This window comes from Streptomyces sp. NPDC016851, from assembly GCF_055562795.1.
The window spans coordinates 78,562-97,840 of the sequence record NZ_JBVHEP010000007.1; the positions used below are offsets into that span (position 1 = coordinate 78,562).

General features: G+C 72.2%; 15 protein-coding genes. 5 read left to right on the forward strand and 10 right to left on the reverse strand.

Annotated features, from left to right (window positions below; translation table 11 throughout):
• Nucleotides 1–35 precede the first annotated feature (35 nt).
• From ACZ3I3_RS13485 to ACZ3I3_RS13500, 4 genes are all read right to left on the reverse strand, one after another.
• A complete protein-coding gene (locus ACZ3I3_RS13485; RefSeq protein WP_467364639.1) occupies nucleotides 36–1,127 on the reverse strand; it encodes an AAA family ATPase in 1,092 nt (363 codons plus the stop codon).
• A gap of 16 nt (nucleotides 1,128–1,143) precedes the next feature.
• Entirely contained in the window at nucleotides 1,144–2,661 is a 1,518-nt protein-coding gene (locus tag ACZ3I3_RS13490; RefSeq protein WP_467364641.1) for a VMAP-C domain-containing protein, read from the reverse strand.
• 153 nt (nucleotides 2,662–2,814) lie between these two features.
• On the reverse strand, nucleotides 2,815–5,355 hold the full coding sequence (locus ACZ3I3_RS13495; protein WP_467364643.1) for a polynucleotide kinase-phosphatase: 2,541 nt from the start codon (nucleotides 5,353–5,355) through the stop codon (nucleotides 2,815–2,817).
• On the reverse strand, nucleotides 5,352–6,815 hold the full coding sequence (locus ACZ3I3_RS13500) for a 3' terminal RNA ribose 2'-O-methyltransferase Hen1 (RefSeq protein WP_467364645.1): 1,464 nt from the start codon (nucleotides 6,813–6,815) through the stop codon (nucleotides 5,352–5,354). Before ACZ3I3_RS13500 ends, ACZ3I3_RS13495 begins: the two co-directional genes overlap by 4 nt.
• A gap of 147 nt (nucleotides 6,816–6,962) precedes the next feature.
• Between ACZ3I3_RS13500 and ACZ3I3_RS13505 the strand changes: the two genes are divergently transcribed.
• Nucleotides 6,963–7,790, forward strand: a complete 828-nt coding sequence (locus ACZ3I3_RS13505) for an SAM-dependent methyltransferase (protein ID WP_467364647.1) — start codon at nucleotides 6,963–6,965, stop codon at nucleotides 7,788–7,790.
• A 65-nt stretch (nucleotides 7,791–7,855) separates the two neighbouring features.
• Here the strand turns inward: ACZ3I3_RS13505 and ACZ3I3_RS13510 are convergent, their stop codons facing one another.
• On the reverse strand, nucleotides 7,856–8,779 hold the full coding sequence (locus ACZ3I3_RS13510) for an LLM class F420-dependent oxidoreductase (protein WP_467364649.1): 924 nt from the start codon (nucleotides 8,777–8,779) through the stop codon (nucleotides 7,856–7,858).
• 239 nt (nucleotides 8,780–9,018) lie between these two features.
• Here ACZ3I3_RS13510 and ACZ3I3_RS13515 point away from each other — a divergent pair, with 239 nt between their 5' ends.
• On the forward strand, nucleotides 9,019–9,192 hold the full coding sequence (locus tag ACZ3I3_RS13515; RefSeq protein ID WP_346137488.1) for a hypothetical protein: 174 nt from the start codon (nucleotides 9,019–9,021) through the stop codon (nucleotides 9,190–9,192).
• Between the two features lie 40 nt (nucleotides 9,193–9,232).
• Here the strand turns inward: ACZ3I3_RS13515 and ACZ3I3_RS13520 are convergent, their stop codons facing one another.
• The 4 genes from ACZ3I3_RS13520 to ACZ3I3_RS13535 all read right to left on the reverse strand — a co-directional run bounded on the left by ACZ3I3_RS13520 (nucleotide 9,233) and on the right by ACZ3I3_RS13535 (nucleotide 11,860).
• Nucleotides 9,233–9,703, reverse strand: a complete 471-nt coding sequence (locus tag ACZ3I3_RS13520) for a DUF6099 family protein (protein ID WP_086604552.1) — start codon at nucleotides 9,701–9,703, stop codon at nucleotides 9,233–9,235.
• 177 nt (nucleotides 9,704–9,880) lie between these two features.
• On the reverse strand, nucleotides 9,881–10,204 hold the full coding sequence (locus ACZ3I3_RS13525; RefSeq protein WP_467364651.1) for a nucleotide pyrophosphohydrolase: 324 nt from the start codon (nucleotides 10,202–10,204) through the stop codon (nucleotides 9,881–9,883).
• A complete protein-coding gene (locus tag ACZ3I3_RS13530) occupies nucleotides 10,201–11,358 on the reverse strand; it encodes an AAA family ATPase (protein ID WP_467364653.1) in 1,158 nt (385 codons plus the stop codon). Before ACZ3I3_RS13530 ends, ACZ3I3_RS13525 begins: the two co-directional genes overlap by 4 nt.
• A gap of 106 nt (nucleotides 11,359–11,464) precedes the next feature.
• Complete coding sequence (locus tag ACZ3I3_RS13535) at nucleotides 11,465–11,860, reverse strand: cell division protein SepF (RefSeq protein ID WP_356923426.1); 396 nt, start codon at nucleotides 11,858–11,860, stop codon at nucleotides 11,465–11,467.
• 193 nt (nucleotides 11,861–12,053) lie between these two features.
• Here ACZ3I3_RS13535 and ACZ3I3_RS13540 point away from each other — a divergent pair, with 193 nt between their 5' ends.
• Both ACZ3I3_RS13540 and ACZ3I3_RS13545 read left to right on the forward strand, forming a co-directional pair.
• Complete coding sequence (locus ACZ3I3_RS13540) at nucleotides 12,054–16,148, forward strand: molybdopterin-dependent oxidoreductase (protein ID WP_467364656.1); 4,095 nt, start codon at nucleotides 12,054–12,056, stop codon at nucleotides 16,146–16,148.
• A gap of 111 nt (nucleotides 16,149–16,259) precedes the next feature.
• Entirely contained in the window at nucleotides 16,260–17,966 is a 1,707-nt protein-coding gene (locus ACZ3I3_RS13545) for a hypothetical protein (RefSeq protein ID WP_467364985.1), read from the forward strand.
• An 18-nt stretch (nucleotides 17,967–17,984) separates the two neighbouring features.
• Here ACZ3I3_RS13545 and ACZ3I3_RS13550 read toward each other — a convergent pair whose 3' ends face one another.
• The gene (locus ACZ3I3_RS13550) at nucleotides 17,985–18,500 is read right to left on the reverse strand and encodes a YceI family protein (protein WP_467364658.1); all 516 of its coding nucleotides are present in this window, start codon (nucleotides 18,498–18,500) and stop codon (nucleotides 17,985–17,987) included.
• Nucleotides 18,501–18,626: 126 nt separating this feature from the next.
• On the opposite strand from ACZ3I3_RS13550, the gene ACZ3I3_RS13555 reads away from it, so the two are divergent.
• Entirely contained in the window at nucleotides 18,627–19,142 is a 516-nt protein-coding gene (locus ACZ3I3_RS13555) for a MarR family winged helix-turn-helix transcriptional regulator (protein WP_467364660.1), read from the forward strand.
• The last annotated feature ends 137 nt before the right edge of the window (nucleotides 19,143–19,279 follow it).

Sequence of the window (19,279 nt, forward strand, 5' to 3'; positions counted from 1 at the left end):
CCCGTCGCCCGGTCCGGATGCACGCTCCCGGGTCATCAGCGGCCCTTCGCGAGGTCGCGGAGCAGCAGTTCGACGAGCTTACGCCCGTCACCGTCAGCCTGAAAACCACCCGCGGTAGTCATCTGGACAGCGTTGAGCAACTGGTCGAGGGAGTGGACGCCGCCCGCCTGGACCCGCTGAACGAACAGGTCGACGAGGTCTTCGGTGCCTCGCGGCCGGAGCCCCAAGTGTCCTTCCACCATGGCCAGTAGTTGCTCCCGGGTGGGGGTGTGCATCTCCATCGGCAGGCAGCGGCGGCGGAAGGCGGCGGGAAACTCCCGCTCCCCGTTGCTGGTGATCACCACGACCGGGAACTCCCGGCACTCGACGCGTCCGTCGCGCACCACGGCCCGGCCTCCCGGATCGCTGGTGTGCACGCTCGCCGCCTCGGCGGCGTCGCGCACCAGCTCGGGAACCTCATAGCTTCCATTCTCCAGAACGTGCAACAGGTCGTTCGGCAGGTCGATGTCGCTCTTGTCGAGTTCGTCGACGAGAAGCACCCGGGGCCGTTCGTAGGGCAGCAGGGCGGTACCCAGCGGCCCCAGTGTAATGAACTCGCCTATAACCGGCGCAAGTTGACGATCTTTTGACATGGTCGTGGGGTTGACGGTCTGTTCGCCTTCTTCGAACACCGGCTCCGCCCGTGCCGCGTCACGCAGTCCCGCCTGCCAGGCGGCGATGGCCTGGGCCCGGCCCATGGCGTCGTGGACGTACAGGCCGTCACGCAGGCTGGTACGGCTCACGATGTTCCATTCGAGTACCCGGCCGAGGCCCAACTCACGCGAGATCAGGTAGGCGAGCGTCGACTTGCCGACGCCGGGAGGGCCGGTGATCAGCAGGGGGCGGCGCAGCAGCAGGGCGGCGTTGACCGTGTCGATCTGCTCCTCGTCGAGCTGCGGTGTGAGGCCGCCGGGCCCCAGACGGCGCAGCGCGGCCTCGGCGTCGTCCGGGGGCGGGGTCTCGACGGGACCGCCGCGGAACCTCCGCCAGGGCGGCGGGTCCGGCAGCACGGGTGGGGCGTCCTGCGGGCGCCCGGTGGCGTGGAAGACCTTCCAGTCGTCCGGTGCCGTCCGTTCCTGTGCGCTCATGCCGAAGCCTCCTAGCTCAGCTGGCGAGATCGCCGGGGTCGGTGGTCTGGATGTCGACGACTCGGGTGGGGTCGTCCCACAGGAATCCGACGTTCCGGGCCAGATACTGGACCGCGTCCTCCGCGCCGCTCTCGGCGTTCCGGCGCATGCGGTGAATGACGGAAGGAAGCTGGACGGGCAGCGTGACGGCCGCGAAGACCGCGGTCACCACTTCGCGCCTCTCCTCCATGAACACACCTCTGCGGTCCCAGACGGCCAGCCCGATCCCCTCCGCGATCGCCGCTTTGAGTGCCTCCAGGGCCGACGCCCCGGTCGGCGCGTCCAACAGCACTGCCGTACTCCTTGATTCCCCGGCGAGCGCGATCTGCCACGCGCGCAGCCGCCGGGCGTCCGCTTCTCTCCAGGCGTGCACCGAGATCCCATGGTGCTTCAGAGCCGCCCAGCGCCGCTTCCACTGCTGCCGGACCACGGCGTTGTCCGTACGCATGCGTTCGAGGCTGCGTAGGTGTACCCCGTACCGCAGGCCGAGCGGAGTGGGCTCACCGTCGCCGATGGCGAACGTCAACCCCGCCACATCGTGGTTCAGCAGGTCGTACGGAAGGATGAACTCTATGTACGCAGGCGGCTCCTGGAGTCCGCCCGAGTCCGGTTCGCGCGGCACCAGCCAGAGTCGGGTGCCGCTGCGGAGCGCTCTGTCGACCGCTCGGCCGAGGTCGTCCAAGGGGATCGTGTCCGGCTCGCCGGGGCGTGGGTCCCACCGGCCCGGGGTGGCGTTCGTCCAGGTGCGTACGACCACGTCCGTGCTGCCGTCCCGGGCCGGTTCGACGGCGACGACGAGGGTGCGGGGGATGTCGGGCGACCACACCACCGCGACGCGTCTCTCCCGGCGCCTCGCCAGCTCCGCGGTCAGGCCCTCACGTCCGGCCCAGTCGTCGACCCACGCCTTCAGCGCGAGGCGGTGTTCGAGGGTCCGGGCGAGCCGGGCCGCGTGATCGAGGAGGACGACGACGGGCGGCAGGCCGTCCTCCTGCGCGTTCCATTCGAGAAGGTGCGTGAAGAGCTGCTCGGGGGTGAGTCCGTCGGGGAGGTCGACGCCGACGAGCTCCTCGGCCAGACCGTCCCGTAATCGTGCGGCGGGCAGGTCGCCGCGGGTGAGTGCGACGCGGGCGCTCTTCTCGTCCTCCTTGGACAACGGCCCGGCCAGGGCGGGGGCGGGAGCGATCAGCCGTGCGAGTTCGTCTCCGGCCGAGGCCCCTTCGAGGATGCGGACCACTCCGACAAGTACGTGTTCCCCGCCCGCCACGCTCAGCGCGGCGGTCACCAGAGTCGCCACGTCCTCACGGAGCCTGACGCCGCGTACGTCGACCTGCCGGCCGAGCTGCCCTCCCAGCAGACCGGCGAACTGCACCCGGCTCGGCGCGTCTTCCACGCAGCCCAGCTCGCAGAGGACCTCGGTGAGCTGTAACAGCAGCTCGAAGTCCGGCTGATGTCCGCCATCGCCGCCCGGCTCGCCGGGCGTCGCACCTGTCCGCACCGACTTTCCCCCTGAGTCGGTTCACCTGCCTGACCGACCAGCGAAGTTAGCACGGCAACCAGCGGTTAACCAGGGACAGTTGGGGTCCGGATCACGACTTCCGGCCAGGTCGCGCCGCGGTGGCGCATCCCGGCCGGAAATCGGCTCCACGGCTCACAGCCTCGGGTCCACCGGCTCCGACTCCAGCGCCAGCACCCCGAACACCGCCTCGTGCACCCGCCACAGCGGCTCGCCCTCGGCCAGCCGGTCCAGTGCCTCCAGGCCGAGCGCGTACTCGCGGATCGCAAGGGACCGCTTGTGGTTGAGGAACCGCGAGCGCAGGCGGGCCAGGTTCTCCGGGCGCGTGTACTCCGGGCCGTAGATGATCCGCAGGTACTCGCGGCCGCGGCACTTGATGCCGGGCTGCACCAGGCGGCCCTGGCCGTCGCGGACCAGTGCGCCGACCGGCTTGACGACCATGCCCTCGCCGCCGCGGCCGGTCATCTCCAGCCACCAGTCGACACCGGCCCGGACGGACTCGGGATCGCCCGTGTCGACGTACAGCCGCCGGGTGGTCTGGAGCAGGCCGCTGCCGTCGTGCTCGACGAGCCGGTCGAGCAGGGTGAGCTGCTCGTCGTGCGGCAGTCCGGCGAGGCTGCGGCCCTGGACCGCGAGGATCTGGAACGGTGCCAGGCGGACGCCGCCCAGGCCGTCCGTGGTCCAGCAGTAGCGGCGGTAGGCCTCCGTGAACGCGGCGGCGTCGGCGGACCGTTCCCGGGTGCGGGACAGCAGTCCGGTCACGTCGACACCCCGTGCCGCCGCGCCCTCCAGCGCGGCCAGCGCGCCCGGGAGCACCGCGCCGGACGCGGCACCCACGGCGGCGTACTGCGACCGCAGCAGACCCGACGCCTTCAGGGACCAGGGCATCAGCTCGGCGTCGAGCAGCAGCCAGTCCGTCTCGAGGTGGTCCCAGAGGCCGGCCTCGCCGATCGCCGCGCGCAGCCGGTCGAGGATCTCCTCGGTGAGGGCGCCGTCGTCGAGGAACGGGCGGCCGGTGCGGGTGTACAGGGACCCGGTGGGGCCGTCCACGCCGAAGCGCTTGCGGGCCGTCTCCGCGTCCCGGCACACCAGGGCCACCGCACGCGAGCCCATGTGCTTCTCCTCGCACACGACCCGGGCGGCACCGTCCGCCGCGTACTGCGCGAAGGCCTCGGCCGGGTGCTCCAGGTAGCCGTCGACGTGGCTCGTGGCCGTCGGGGCCATCGTCGGCGGGAGGTACGGCAGCAGCCGCGGGTCCACCGCGAAGCGGCTCATGACCTCCAGGGCGGCGGCCGCGTTCTCCTCACGGACGGAGATCCGGCCCTGGTGCCGGGTCTCCACGACCCGGCGGCCCTGCACGTCCGCCAGGTCCAGCGGGCGCCCGTCCTGCCCGCCGGGGGCCTCGGAGCGCAGCGGCCTGGCCGGCTCGTACCAGACCCGCTCGGCGGGGACGTCGACCAGCTCGCGCTCCGGCCAGCGCAGCGCGGTGAGCTTGCCGCCGAAGACGGCGCCGGTGTCCAGGCAGATGGTGTTGTTGAGCCAGGTGGCCTCCGGGACCGGGGTGTGGCCGTAGACGACGGCCGCCCGGCCCCGGTACTCCTCCGCCCACGGATAGCGCACCGGCAGGCCGAACTCGTCGGTCTCCCCGGTCGTGTCGCCGTACAGGGCGTGGCTGCGGACCCGGCCGGAGGTGCGGCCGTGGTACCGCTCGGGCAGCCCGGCGTGGCAGACGACCAGCCGGCCGCCGTCGAGGACGTAGTGGCTGACGAGGCCGTCGATGAACTCCCGTACCTCGGCGGCGAACTCCCCGCTCTCGCCCGCCATCTGCTCGATGGTCTCGGCGAGGCCGTGGGTGTCCTGGACCTTGCGGCCGCGCAGGTAACGGCCGTACTTGTTCTCGTGGTTGCCGGGCACGCACAGGGCGTTGCCCGACTTCACCATCGCCATCACGCGGCGCAGCACGCCCGGGCTGTCGGGGCCGCGGTCGACCAGGTCGCCGACGAAGACGGCCGTCCGGCCCTCCGGGTGGACGCCGTCCGTGTAGCCCAACTTGTCCAGCAGCGACTCGAGTTCGGCGGAGCAGCCGTGGATGTCGCCGATGATGTCGAAGGGGCCGGTGAGGTGGGTCAGGTCGTTGAAGCGCTTCTCGGTGACGACGGTGGCGTGCTCGACGTCCTCCACGCCCCGCAGGACGTGCACCTTGCGGAAGCCCTCGCGCTCCAGCTGCCTGAGGGAGCGGCGGAGTTCGCGGATGTGGCGCTGGATGACCCGGCGAGGCATGTCCGCGCGGTCGGTGCGGGCCGCGTTGCGCTCGGCGCACACGTTCTCGGGCACGTCGAGCACGATGGCTATCGGCAGGACGTCGTACCGCCGGGCCAGGTCGATCAGCTGACGGCGCGCGTCCGACTGCACGCTGGTCGCGTCCACGACCGTGCGGCGGCCTGCCGCGAGGCGCTTGCCCGCGATGTAGTGCAGGACGTCGAAGGCGTCCTTCGTGGCGCTCTGGTCGTTCTCGTCGTCCGAGACGAGACCGCGGCAGAAGTCGGACGAGATGATCTCGGTCGGCTTGAAGTGCCTGCGCGCGAACGTGGACTTGCCGGAGCCGGAGGCGCCGACGAGGACCACCAGGGAGAGGTCGGTGACGGGCAGAACGCGCCCCTCGCGTACGTCGGTCATGCCGCCTTCGCCTCCTTCGGGGTGGTCAGTGTGAACACGGCCATCTGGGTGGGCGGTCCCACCTCCGGGTCGTCCGGGCCGACGGGTATGAACTCGGCCCCGTAGCCGTGCCGTTCGGCCACCGCCTCCGCCCAGGCCCGGAACTCCGAGCGGGTCCACTCGAAGCGGTGGTCGCCGTGCCGGACGTGGCCGGCCGGGAGGCTCTCCCAGCGCACGTTGTACTCGACGTTCGGGGTCGTCACGAGGACCGTCCGGGGCCGTGCGGCACCGAACACGGCGTACTCCAGGGCCGGCAGCCGGGGCAGGTCGAGGTGCTCGATCACCTCGCTGAGCACGGCGGCGTCGTACCCCTTGAGCCGCTGGTCGGTGTAGGCGAGCGAGCCCTGGAGGAGCTTGACGCGCGCGGCCTGCCGCTCCCCCATGCGGTCCAGCTTCAGCCGCCGGGAGGCGATGGTGAGCGCGCGCATCGACACGTCCAGTCCCACGATCTCCGTGAACGCCGGGTCCTTGAGCAGCGCCTGCACCAACTGGCCCTGGCCGCAGCCGAGATCGAGCACCCGGGCGGCCCCCGACGCCTTGAGGGCGGCGGTGATCGCCTCCCGGCGCTGCACGGCCAGCGGGGTCGGCCGCTCCTCCGTCTCGGTCTCCGCCTCGACCGCGTTGTCGATCTCCTCGACCTCGCTGTCGTCGGCCTCGGCCAGCCGCACCAGCTCCAGCCGCTCCGTCGCCTGCCGGGTCAGCGACCGGCGGCGCGAGAGGTAGCGGCTGGTGATCAGCTTCTGCTCCGGGTGGCCGGGCAGCCAGCCCTCCCCGGCGCGCAGCAGCTTGTCCACCTCGTCGGAGGCGACCCAGTAGTGCTTGGCGTCGTCCAGGACCGGGAGCAGGACGTACAGGTGGCGCAGGGCCTCGGCGAGGGTGCGGTCCGCGGACTCCAGTTCGAGCCGGACGTAGCGCGAGTCGCCCCACTGCGGGAACTCGGTGTCCAGCGGCACGGGCTCGGCCGTGACCGTCCAGCCCAGCGGCTCGAAGAGCCGTCGGACGAGGGCAGGGCCGCCGCGGGCGGGGAGCGCCGGCACCTCGATGCGCAACGGCCGGGGTACGCCGGGCAGTTCGGGCCTCGCGTTGCAGACGCCCTTCATCGCGCTGGAGAACACTCCGCTCAGCGCCACGGCGAGGAGGGAGGAGGCGGCGTACGGGCGGTCGTTGACGTACTGCGCGAGTGCCGCGTCCGGGGCGCCGCCCCGGCCCTTGCCCTTGCCGCGCCGGACCAGGGCCACCGCGTCGACCTCCAGCAGCAGCGCCGCCGTGCAGCGCTGGTCGTCCGCCTCGGGGTAGAGGACGTGGGCCGTGCCGTAGGACGTGGAGAACGCCTGCGCCTTCTCGGGATGCTTGTGCAGCAGGAAGCCGAGATCGGTGGCGGGACGCTCTGGGGTGCCGGTGGTCGTGATGGTCAGGAACACGGTGGGTCGACCTTTGATCAGTGGTCTGAACTGCGGATACGCCCCACCGTACAGAGCCGGCACCGGCGGCACCCGGGAATTTTCGCTAGCCTCACGATCGACCGGGCGTTCGAGGGGGATTCGGGGAGAGCGCCCACGCACGCGGAGATGCGGAGGCCTCACGTGACAGACGCCGGGACCAGCGGGGGACAGATCGACACCGGCAAACCCCACTCGGCACGCATGTACGACTACTACCTCGGCGGGAAGGACAACTACCCGGTCGACGCGGAAGCCGCCGAGCAGGTGATATCCCTCTTCCCCGCCACCAGGGAAATGGCGCGGACCAACCGCCTGTTCATGCACCGCGCCTCCCGGCTGCTGGCCGGGCGAGGCGTCCGGCAGTTCCTCGACATCGGAACCGGCATTCCGACCGAGCCGAACCTCCACCAGATCGTCCAGGGGATCGTCCCGCGGGCCCGGGTCGTGTACGCGGACAACGATCCGATCGTCCTCCGGCACGCCCAGGCCCTGCTGCACAGCACGCCGGAGGGAAAGACCGCCTACGTCCACGGCGACGTACGGGAACCGGGAAAGATCATCGCGGCGGCACGGGAGACCCTGGACTTCACCCGGCCGATCGCGCTGTCCCTCGTGGCCCTGCTGCACCTGGTGGGCGACGAGGACGAGCCCGTCCGGATCGTCCGCGAGCTGCTCGAACCCCTGCCGTCCGGAAGCTACTTGACGCTCTCGCACGCCACGGGCGACTTCGACCCGGAGACCTGGGAGCGCGTCGTCGAGGTGTACCGCAAGGGCGGGACGACGGCGCAGGTGCGTACCCGTGACGAGTTCGCGGCGTTCTTCACGGGCCTTGAGCTGGTGGAGCCCGGGGTGGTGCTGGCCGCTCGGTGGCATCCCGAGCTCGGTGAACAGCGCGGGGGCGGCGACGGGGACGACGAGATCCCCCTCTATGTGGGGGTGGGCCGCAAGCCGTGACGGACAGCTGTCCGGCGGATCGCGCTCCACGTCGATCCGCCGGACGTTCGTCCTGCGTACGGGTCCTACGACAGCTGGGACTGCACCTGCGACGAGATCAGCTCCAGGTGGTCGAGGTCGTCCAGGTCGAGGACCTGGAGGTAGATGCGGCTCGCGCCGACCTCGGCGTAGCGGCCGATCTTGTCGACGACCTCGGCCGGGGAACCGGCCAGGCCGTTGAGCTTCAGCTCGTCGACCTCGCGGCCGATCGCGGCAGCCCGGCGGGCGACCTCCTGGTCGTCCCGGCCGACGCACACGACGAGGGCGTTGGAGTAGGTCAGGTCGTCGCCCTTGCGGCCGGCCTCCTCGGCGGCGGCACGCACCCGGCCGAACTGGCGCTCACTGTCCTCGACGGAGGCGAACGGCATGTTGAACTCGTCGGCGTGCTTGGCGGCCAGCCGCGGGGTGCGGGTCGGGCCGTGGCCGCCGACGAGCACGGGGATCTTCTTCTGCGCGGGCTTGGGCAGTGCGGGAGAGTCCGTGAGGTCGTAGTAGGTGCCGTGGAAGTCGTAGGTCTTGCCGAGCTCCGTCGACCACAGGCCGGTGACGATCTCCAGCTGTTCCTCGAGGCGGGCGAACTTCTCCTTGGGGAACGGGATGCCGTAGGCCTTGTGCTCCTCCTCGAACCAGCCCGTGCCGAGGCCGAGTTCGATCCGGCCGCCGGACATCTGGTCGACCTGCGCGACCTGGATGGCGAGCACGCCGGGGAGGCGGAACGTGCCGGCGGTCATCAAGGTGCCGAGCCGGATGCGCTTGGTCTCGCGGGCGAGTCCGGCCAGCGTGATCCAGGCGTCGGTGGGGCCGGGCAGGCCGTCCACGGAGCCCATGCGGAGGTAGTGGTCGGAACGGAAAAATGCGTCGAAGCCGAGCTCTTCCGTGGCCTTGGCCACGGTGAGCAGAGTGTCGTAGGTGGCCCCCTGCTGGGGCTCGGTGAAGATGCGAAGGTCCATGCTTCCCATCCTGCACGCCCGGTCGTGGGACGACGCGATCGGACCCCCGTGCCGCCCGGTCCCCGGTCGGGTGAAATTACGTCAATACCGCGAGTCCCGCGTGACCGGGCCAGTGACCGGCCCCGTTGATGATCGTTGGCTCGGGCGGAGCCGGAGCCCCCGGCTTCCGCACCGGCCGTGCGCGCCGGGGCGTCACCCGCGTCGGCCTCCCCGGGGGGCCAGGGGCCGAGGAGGCCGTCATGTCCGAAGAGACCGTGCCGCAGCAGGGCGGGACCGGACAGCCGAAAGGGCTGTTGCAGCAGATGGAGGAGCTGATGGCGGCGTTGAACGCGGACCTGTCGGCACTGGACGCGGACCTCCAGGCGGCGGGGGACACCGACCGGAGGTCGAGCGAGGAGGAGCAGGTCGGCTGAGGCCCGCGGGGAGCGGGCCGGGGTCCGCCTTCGGCGGCCGCTACCCCGCCTCCCGCTCCGGTAACGCCTGTTCCCGGTCCGCGAGTCTGCGGAGCATTTCCAGGACGCGGTCCCGGGACTCGTCCGCCGCGTCGATGGCCTCCATGCACTGCCAGTACGTGCCCTCGTCGTCCGCGGCGCAGGCGAGGCCCACGAGGGCGATGCCGACCTCGCCGAGGAGGCCGCCGAGGTACATCAGGGTGTGGCGGGCGTCGCCCAACTCGGTGAGCTGGCCCGCCCGCAGCTCACCGGGGGCCAGTTCGGGCGGGTCGAGGACACCGCAGCCGCGGCCCGCCAGCTCCGTCAACCCCAGTGCCTCGCCCCGCAGTTCGGGCGGCCCCGCGACCGCGAGGCGGCTTCCTATCGCCTGTGCGAGGGCCTGCGCCTGCCACACCTCGGCCAGGATCCCCGGCACGTCGCCGCCCGCGGCCAGGGACCGCCTGCTCGTCACGATGAGCCGCACCGCGTCCATGCGCTGCCCCCGTCCTGTCCGACGCGCTCCGCGCGTCCGTCCGCCCGACTCCCTTGTTCACTACCCAGAGTGAAGGGGTGTGAGACGAAAAGCCAGAGGAAGACGGAAATCTGCGGACAACAATTCGGATTCGGGCCGCATTTTGATTACGCAGCGTACAAGTGGACTGTGGGACTCCTAGATCGGGAACCTCCGTTCGTTCCGGTCGATCTTCGCGTCCAGCGCGGCCAGCGGGTCGATGCCGAGCACCTCGCACAGCTGGAGCAGGTACGCGAGCACGTCGGCGACCTCGTCCGTGACCCGGTGCGCGGTGTCCGGATCGGTCATGACACCGGCCGACTCCTCGGGCGTCAGCCACTGGAAGATCTCGACCAGTTCGGACGCCTCCACGCTGAGCGCGGCGACCAGGTTCTTGGGGGTGTGGTACTGCTGCCAGTTCCGCGCGGCCGCGAACTCGGCCAGCCGGCGTTGCAGTTTCGCCACGTCGAGAGGTTCTGTCACGGCTCCAGGTGTACCACCGTGACCCCGTCGGTCCCGGCGGCCCACGACACGTCGCTCACCGCGCCGACCAGCCGGATGTGACCGCGCTCGCACATACGGACCGCGAGCCGCAGCAGTTCCCGCCGTTGCCGTACGTCCAGGTTCCGGTCGAAGCCGTCGGCGAGGACGGTGAGTGTCTGGAGCGCGGCGGGCACCTCGCTGGCGGGGTCGATCTCCAGCACGCCGGGGCCGGTGAGCAGCACCAACGCCAGCGCGATGTACCGCAGTTCGCCGTCACCGAGGCGCCGCAGCCCGGTCCGGACGCCGTCGCCCCGGTCGAGCACGGCCCGCACGGTCCCGTCGGCCGGCACCTCGGCGAGCACGTCCGCCACCGGCCCCGCGCAGCCGGCCCGTACCGCGGCGACGAACTGCGCGTGCCGGTGCCCGCACTCGGCGCGGGTGCGCGACAGCACGTCGGCGAGGTTCCCGCAGTCGCTCAGGAGCCGCCCGGAGCCGGCCGGTACGGGGCCGCGCATCCGGCCGGGGCCGGGATCGCAGGCGAAGGCGGAGCGCAGGGCGACGACCATCTGCTCGGCGGCGGCCAGCACGCTGCGCTGCCCGGGTGTCCGGCCGGCCACGCGCAGCGGCAGCAGGGCGGTGCCGAGCCGGTCGTCCGGCAGCGGGCCACGGGTCACCGGCGTCGGCCCGGCCGTGTGCCAGGCGGCCTGCACGGCCCGCTTCCCGGGGTCGCGCAGGGCGGTCTCCAGCAGCACCAGTCCGCCGGCCGTCAACCGCTCGCCGGCGACGCGCAGGTGAGGCTCGGCCTGCACGGCGACATCGAGCCGGACCGGGCCGGCGGGCCCGTCGGCCGTGCAGCCGATGCGGAAGCCGCGGCGGCGCTGCGCGTCGGGCCGGGCCCGCTCCGGGACACAGGCGGCAGGGTCCGGGAACGCCTCGCCGAGCGTCGCCCCTCCCCCGAGCCGGGCGAGCGCCTCGTACGCCCGCAGCGCGCTGGACTTGCCGCAGCCGCTGGGACCGGCGAGGAGGGTGAGCGGTCCGAGCGGGAGTGCGGCGCGGCGGTGGCCGGCGAAGGCGGAGAGCCGCAGCTCGGTGATGCGCGGCCGCACGAGTGAGGCGAGAGGAGCGGGGGGCGTGGGAGCGGGGGGCTGGGTCATGTCCGGACCGTAGGACTCCGCTCGCGGGACGAACCGTTCCGTCTCTCAGGGCTTCCTACGATCGGGCGACCCGCCCCTCAGGGGACACACCACACGCCCGGCGACATCACACCCCGGGAACCCCGATCCCCTCCATCAGCCCCGTCACCTCGGTCCCGGCCGGCGTCAGCAGGAACACGTTGCGGTCCACCCGGTGCATTCCGCTCGCCAGGCCGAAGACGACGCCGGTGCTGAAGTCGAGGACGCGCTTGGCGACGTCCGTCTCGGCGCCGGTCAGGTCGAGCAGCACCGGCACGCCCGCCATCAGGGTTTCGGCGACGTCACGGGCGTCGGCGAAGACGTTCACGCGCAGGACGACGAAGCGGCGCCGCGCCTCGGTCTCGGCCTCGGGTATGGACCGGTGGCCGACGGACGACGGCCAGGCGTCCCGGCCCCGCAGCGGCACGACCTGGGCGAGCCCCTCCCACTGTTCGTCGGTGACATCGTGGCTGTTCACCGGCATGCTCCGTCCTGGCTCGCGCTGGCTGTCTCCATCGGCCAATTCTTGCGCACGGTCACCCGTTCGGCCCAACTGCGACACGCTCCGCCACCTCGATGCACCTCACAACGTCCGGAATGGGGCTGTGTGACGGGCGTAACTCCTCGTGATCAAGCAATGTGACACCTGCGTAACGGGACATTCGTACCGTCGAGGCATGACCACGACGCCAGGGCCGCAGCAGGGGACGGATCAGGTACGCACCGTCTGCTCGTACTGCGGGGTGGGCTGCGGTCTCGTGCTCGACGTCGGCATGGGGCCGGACGGGCGGCGCACGGTCCTGAAGGCGTCCGGCGACAAGGCGCACCCGGCGAACGCGGGCCGGCTGTGCACCAAGGGCGCGACCACCGCCGACATGCTCGCCGCGCCCGGGCGGCTGACCACCGCGCTGGTCCGCGACGACCGGGGCGAGGAGCCGCTGCCCTCGCCCGTCGCCGACGCGATCGCCGAGACCGCCGCGCGGCTGCGGGCGATCGTCGACGCGCACGGGCCGGATTCGGTCGCCTTCTACGTGTCCGGGCAGATGAGCATGGAGGCGCAGTACCTGGCGAACAAGCTGGCCAAGGGGTTCGTGCGGACGAACGCGATCGAGTCGAACTCGCGGCTGTGCATGGCGAGCGCGGGCACCGGCTACAAGCTGTCGCTGGGCGCGGACGGGCCGCCCGGCTCGTACGAGGACTTCGATCAGGCGGACGTCTTCCTCGTCATCGGCTCCAACATGGCCGACTGCCATCCGATCCTCTACCTGCGGATGATGGAACGGGTCAAGGCGGGCGCCAAGCTGATCGTCGTCGATCCGCGGCGGACCGCGACCGCCTCCAAGGCCGACCTGTTCCTCCAGGTCCGGCCGGGGACCGACCTCGCGCTGCTGAACGGCCTGCTGCACCTGCTGCACGAGGAGGGGCACACCGACCCGGAGTTCGTCGCGGCCCACACCGAGGGCTGGGAGGCCCTGCCCGGGTTCCTCGCCGACTACAGCCCGGCTGCGGTCGCGGAGATCACGGGGCTCGCCGAGGACGACATCCGCCGGGCCGCCCGGCTGATCGGCGAGGCCGGCAAGCAGTGGATGAGCTGCTGGACCATGGGTCTGAACCAGTCCACGCACGGCACCTGGAACACCAACGCCCTGGTCAACCTGCATCTGGCGACGGGTGCGATCTGCCGTCCGGGCGCCGGGCCGTTCTCGCTCACCGGGCAGCCCAACGCCATGGGCGGGCGCGAGATGGGCTACATGGGCCCGGGGCTGCCGGGGCAGCGGTCGGTGCTCGTGGACGAGGAGCGGGCGTTCACCGAGGAGGTGTGGGAGCTGCCGCCGGGGACGCTGCGGGCCGACGGGGTCGGGCAGGGCACCGTCGAGATGTTCCGGAAGATGGCCGACGGGGAGATCAAGGCCTGCTGGATCATCTGCACCAACCCCGTCGCCTCGGTCGCCAACCGCCGTACGGTCATCGAGGGCCTGGAGGCCGCCGAGTTCGTCGTCACGCAGGACGTGTTCGCGGACACCGAGACCAACGCGTACGCCGATGTCGTCCTGCCCGGCGCGATGTGGACCGAGGCGGAGGGCGTCTTCGTCAACAGCGAGCGCAACCTCACGCTGACCTCGGCCGCCGCGGACCCGCCCGGGGAGGCGATGGCCGACTGGCGGATCATCGCGGAGGTCGCGTGCGCGATGGGGTACGAGAAGGGGTTCTCGTACGACAGCGCCGAGCAGGTCTTCGAGGAGATCCGGCGGTTCCACAATCCGAAGACGCAGTGGGATCTGCGCGGTGTCTCCTACGAGCGGCTGCGGCGGACGCCCGTGCAGTGGCCGGCGGCGCGGGAGGACGGTCCGGAGCGCAATCCCGTCCGGTACGTGGGTGAGGACGGGCTGCGGTTCCCGACGGCGAGCGGTCGTGCCGTCTTCTTCGCCCGGCCGCATCTGCCCGCCGCCGAGATGCCGGACGACGACTATCCGTTCGTCCTCAACACCGGGCGGGTGCAGCACCAGTGGCACACGCTCACCAAGACCGGGAAGGTCGCCAAGCTCAACAAGCTGAACGCCGGGCCCTTCGTGGAGCTCCATCCGCAGGACGCGGAGGCGCTCGGGGTCGCGGAGGGCGATCTGGTCGAGGTCGCCTCGCGGCGCGGGCGGGCCGTGCTGCCGGCGGTGGTGACGGACCGGGTGCGGCCGGGCTGCTGTTTCGCGCCCTTCCACTGGAACGACCTGTTCGGCGAGTACCTGAGCATCAACGCGGTGACGAGCGACGCGGTCGATCCGCTGTCGTTCCAGCCCGAGTTCAAGGTGTGCGCGGTGTCGCTGGCGAAGGTGGCGACACCGTTGCGAGAGGCGTCCGCGCAAGAGGCCGCGAGTGCCGTGGGCGAGAAACCGGGCGGGGCTCTGACGCCGACGGCCGTCACCCCCGCCGGGACCGACCCCTTCGGCCTCCAGCCCTCCCCTCCCCCGGTCCTGTCCGCGCAGGAACGCCAGTACCTCACCGGCTTCCTCGCCGGGCTCGGCTCGGGCGCCCCGGGCGTTCCGGTGCTCCCGCCCGACGCGCCCTTCGCCCCCGAGCACGCCCTGTGGGTCAACGGGGTCCTCGCCGGCATGTACTCGCGCTCGGCGCCACCGGCCGCCCCCGGGACGGAGCCGTCCGGTCGTGAGGTCGTGGTGCTGTGGGCCTCGCAGACGGGGAACGCCGAGGAGTTCGCCGCCGCCACCGCCGAGCGGCTGACCGCGACCGGGCACCGTACGACCCTCGTCGGCATGGACGAGGCGGACGTCACCGCGCTCGCCCGCACGGCGGACCTGCTCTTCATCACCAGCACCTTCGGGGACGGCGACGCGCCCGACAACGGCACCGGCCTGTGGGACGCGCTCTCCGGCGAAGGGGCCCCGCGGCTGGAGGGGGTGCGGTACGCCGTGCTGGCCTTCGGCGACTCCTCCTACGACGACTTCTGCGGGCACGGGCGCCGGCTGGACGCACGGCTCGACGAGCTGGGCGGGGTGCGGCTGGCTCCGCGCACGGACTGCGAGCCGGACTACGGGGACTCCGCGGGGGCCTGGCTCGACCACGTGCTCTCGGCGCTGGGCGGTCCGTCCGCCGCGCCGGCCGACTCCCCCGCCTCGCGCCCTGAACCGGCACCGAGGCCGAAACCGAAGCCCGCCGCCAGCATCGCCCGGCTCGTCGGCAACCGGCTGCTCAGCGGGCCGGGCGCGGTCAAGGAGGTCCGGCGGTTCACCTTCGACACCAGCGGGACGGACCTGGCGTACGAGGCCGGGGACGCGCTCGGCGTGCGGCCGGTCAACGCGCCGGACCTCGTGACGGAGTGGCTGGCGGTGACCGGGCTGGACGGCGGGACGGCCGTCGAGGTGGCCGGTGCCGGCCAGGTGCCGTTCGCCGAGGCGCTCAGCCGGCACCTCGACATCACGAAGATCACCCCGGACCTGCTGCGGTTCGTCGCCGAACGCGCCCGGGACAAGCACGAGTTGCGCAGGCTGCTGCGGCCCGACAACAAGGACGGGCTGGCGCAGTGGTGCTGGGGACGGCAGGCCGTGGACGTGATCGCCGAGTACGCGGTGCGGGCGGGCGCCGAGGAGTGGGCCGGGGTGCTGCGCAAGCTCCAGCCTCGGCAGTACTCCATATCGTCCAGCCCGCTGGTCGACCCGCACCAGGTGTCGCTGACGGTCTCCGTGGTGCGCTACGAGAACCTGCGGGGGCGTCAGCGCGGCGGGGTGTGCTCGCCGTTCCTCGCCGACGCCGGGGCGGACACCGAGGTGCCGGTGTTCGTGCAGCGTTCGCCGCACTTCCGGCCCCCGGCCGACGCGTCGACGCCGATGGTCATGGTCGGCCCCGGCACCGGCATCGCGCCGTTCATCGGTTTCCTCCAGGAGCGGCGGGCCCTCGGGCACCGGGCGCCCAACTGGCTGTTCTTCGGCGAGCAGCACCGCGCGACGGACTTCTACTACGAGGACGAGCTGACGGCTCTGCTCGACGAGGGCACGCTCACTCGTCTGGACACCGCCTTCTCCCGCGACCAGCGCAACAAGGTGTACGTGCAGGACCGGATGCGCGAGCACGGGCCGGAGCTGTGGCACTGGCTGCGCGACGGCGCCCGCTTCTACGTCTGCGGCGACGCCTCCCGCATGGCCAAGGACGTGGACCGGGCCCTGCGGGACATCGCGATGGCACACGGCGGGCTGAGCGAGGGCGAGGCCGCCGCGTACGTGAAACAACTCGCGGCGGACAAGCGGTACGCGCGGGACGTGTACTGAGCGCCCGTCGGGCCCTTACTCGCCTCACACCCGTCTCTTCACCGCCGCCCGGGCGGCGCTCACCGGCGGCGATTAGCGTCCTGCGGCGTGTACTCGGCAGAAACCACGCTTCTGGTGCCCGGCCCGCGCACGCAGTCGGCGCCGGCCGGGCCGCCGTCCCCGGCCCAGTGGCACCGCGTCCTGACCCTGCTCGCCGACATCAGTCTGCTGATCGGCACCCGTGCGGTGTGGGCGACGGCGGCCGGTCACCGGCCGGCCGTGGCCGCGGTGATCTCGGTCTGCTACGCCTCGGTCCTGGCGTGCGGGGTGCTGGCCCTGGCCGTCCGCCGGGAGCGGTCGCTGGCGCGGGTGGACCTGTGCGTACTGGTGACGGGCGTGACACTCACCCTGTGCGCGTGGATCATGCTCCACCACGGCTCCGACGAGGCGCTGCTCACGACCCAGGCGGCGCGGGAAGTGGCCGCGGGGCACCCGGTGTACGGACAGCCGTGGCGCTGGCTCTTCGGCCACGGCGTGGCCCTCACACCGACGGTGACCGGCGGCTACGACCTGACCTACGGGTATCCGCCGCTGGCCCCGCTGCTGGCCGTGCCGCTGCTGTGGCTGGGGCACGGCGGTGCTCCCGCGACGGCGGTGAGCACGGGCGCGCTGGTCACCGGCACGGTCGTGCTGTGGCGGATGCTGCCGGCGCCGTGGCGGTCGGCGGCGACCATGGTGTGCCTGGGGTTCGGGATGCTGCCGTCGTACGCGCGGCTCGGCTACCCGGCGATCGTGGCCCTGGCCCTGCTGGTGCCGGTGGTGGTGCGCTGGCCGCGTATCGGGGCGGGCGGGCGGCTCGGGGCCGCCGGTCTGGCGCGGGCCGCGTGTCTGGGGACGGCGTGCGCGGCGCAGCAACTCCCCTGGTTCCTGGCGCCGTTCCTGCTGGCCGGGATCTACGCCGTGCGGCGCGGCGAACTGGGCGGCCGGGCCGCGGCGCTGGTGGTACTGCGCCTCGCGGGGGCCGCGGCGACCGCGTGGCTGCTGATCAACACCTACTTCGTCGTCAGCGAGCCGGGCCCCTGGCTGACGGGGATCGCCCTGCCGCTGACGCAGGGCGCCGTGCTGCACGGGCAGGGTGTGGTCGGCATCTCGCTGTACCTGACGAACGGCAGCGACCGCCTCGACTGGTACTCCTCCGCGAGCCTGCTGCTGCTCGCCGGCCTGCTCGTGCTGTTCGTGCTCTTCGTACGGCGGCTGGGGCCGGCCGCGACCGTCCTGCCCTGGTGCGCCTTCTATCTGGCGACCCGCTCCCAGGACGGCTACTACCTGCTGATGACGCCGCTGTGGCTGGCGGCGGCCGTCACCGCTCCCGCGTCGGCGTTCGCCGGGGCGTGGCAGCCCCGGGTGCGCCTGCTGTCCGGGCCGCGGCGCCGTCCGGCCCGGATCGCCCTTGCGGTGCTGCTGCTCATGCCCGCGCTGGGCGGCGCCGCCGTCGCGGCGACGGGCACGCCGCCCCTGCGCATGCGGGTCGTCGCGGCCCGCCATTCCACCGCGGCGACCGTCTCCCGCCTCACCCTGCAGGTCAGCAACACGGACGGCACGGCCCTCGCCCCGCACTTCACCCTGACCATGGGCCAGGGCATGGACCCGTACTGGCGGATCGTCCGGGGCCCGCGCACCCTGCCCGCGCATGCCACCGCCCGCTACGAACTGCGGCCGCCGTCGGGCCGGTTCAGGCTGCCCCGGCCGGGTGTCCGGATCCGCCTGCGCGCGTTCACGGCGTCGCCGCAGACCCTGTCGAGCGCCGATGTGCAGCAGGCGCTGCGCCGGTCGGGCTGACACCGCCCGGGGGCCGGGTCAGCCGGTGGTCCGGACGAAGCGCAGGGCGGCGGTGACCGTGGTCCGGCCGCGGATCATGCCGAGCTGGTTCCAGCCCATGCCGAACTGGTCCCGGTCCACGGTGAACTCCGTCTCCAGCGTGAGTCCCGTGGCGCCCCCGTCCGTCAGGCGGGCGGTGAGGGACAGCGGCCTGCTGACGCCGCGCGCGGTGAGCTGGCCGGCGACGTGCACCTGGTCGCCGTCGCGCAGCTCGGCGCTGCGGGCCACGAAGGTGATCTCGGGGTGGTGGTCGGCGTCGAAGAAGTCGGCGGACCTGAGGTGCGTGTCGCGCTTGGCGTTCTTGGTGTCGAGGGAGGCGACGCCGAAGGCCAGGGTGCCGACCGCGGACCCGTCGGGCCGGACCTCACCCGAACCGCCGATCGCGCCGAAGGTGCCCTTCACGGTGACCAGGCCCCACATGGTCTTGTGCTGGATGCCCACGGTCGAGGCGGTCGTGTCGAGCTGCCACAGTCCGGTTTCCACGGCGACGGTCATGATCTTTCTCCACTCGGGTCGGCTTTCAAAACGCGTCTCGTCCAAATTTGGATGACTTCACGCTAGCGGCTCGTCCAAAATTGAACAACCCCTGTTCCAAAATTGGACAACAGGTAGGCTGGATGCATGGCCGACCCCCAGGAGCACCCCGCCGAGCTGCCTGAATGCCCGTTCGCCGAGGGCAGCGGGCTGCTGCCGGCCGAACTGCGCGCCTGGATGCTGGTGCTCGCCGCGACCGGGGCGGTGGAGCAGCGGCTGCGCTCGGTCGTGAAGGAGAAGCTGGACGTCTCGCACGACGAGTTCCTGATCCTGTGCCTGCTCGCGGAGCAGCCCGAGGGCGGCCTGCGCATGACGCGCGTCGCGGAGCTCCTGGGCCGTCCGAAGACCCGCCTCACCTACCAGATCGCCTGCCTCCAGCACGCCGGCCTCGTCACCCGCAGCTCGGTGTGCGGCGACAAGCGCGGCGTCGAGGTCACCCTCACCGACAAGGCCCGCCGCCTCCTGACCGAGGCCTCCGGCCCGCTCGCCGGGACGGTGACCCAGTCCCTCGCCCGTTTCATGGGCCCGGACCAGCGGGAAGCGCTGCGCGCACTGGTGCCGGACCTCGCCGAGGGCTCCCGCACGGAGTCCCCCACGGGCTGAGGCTCTCTCTACACCGTCGTAGAATCCGGGAACACGGGCGCGACGGCGAACGTTGACCCCGATACACCCCACCCATGAGGAGCCACTTCTTGTCCGCCAGACCGACGGACCCTCCGGGACACAGTCCTCGACCATCC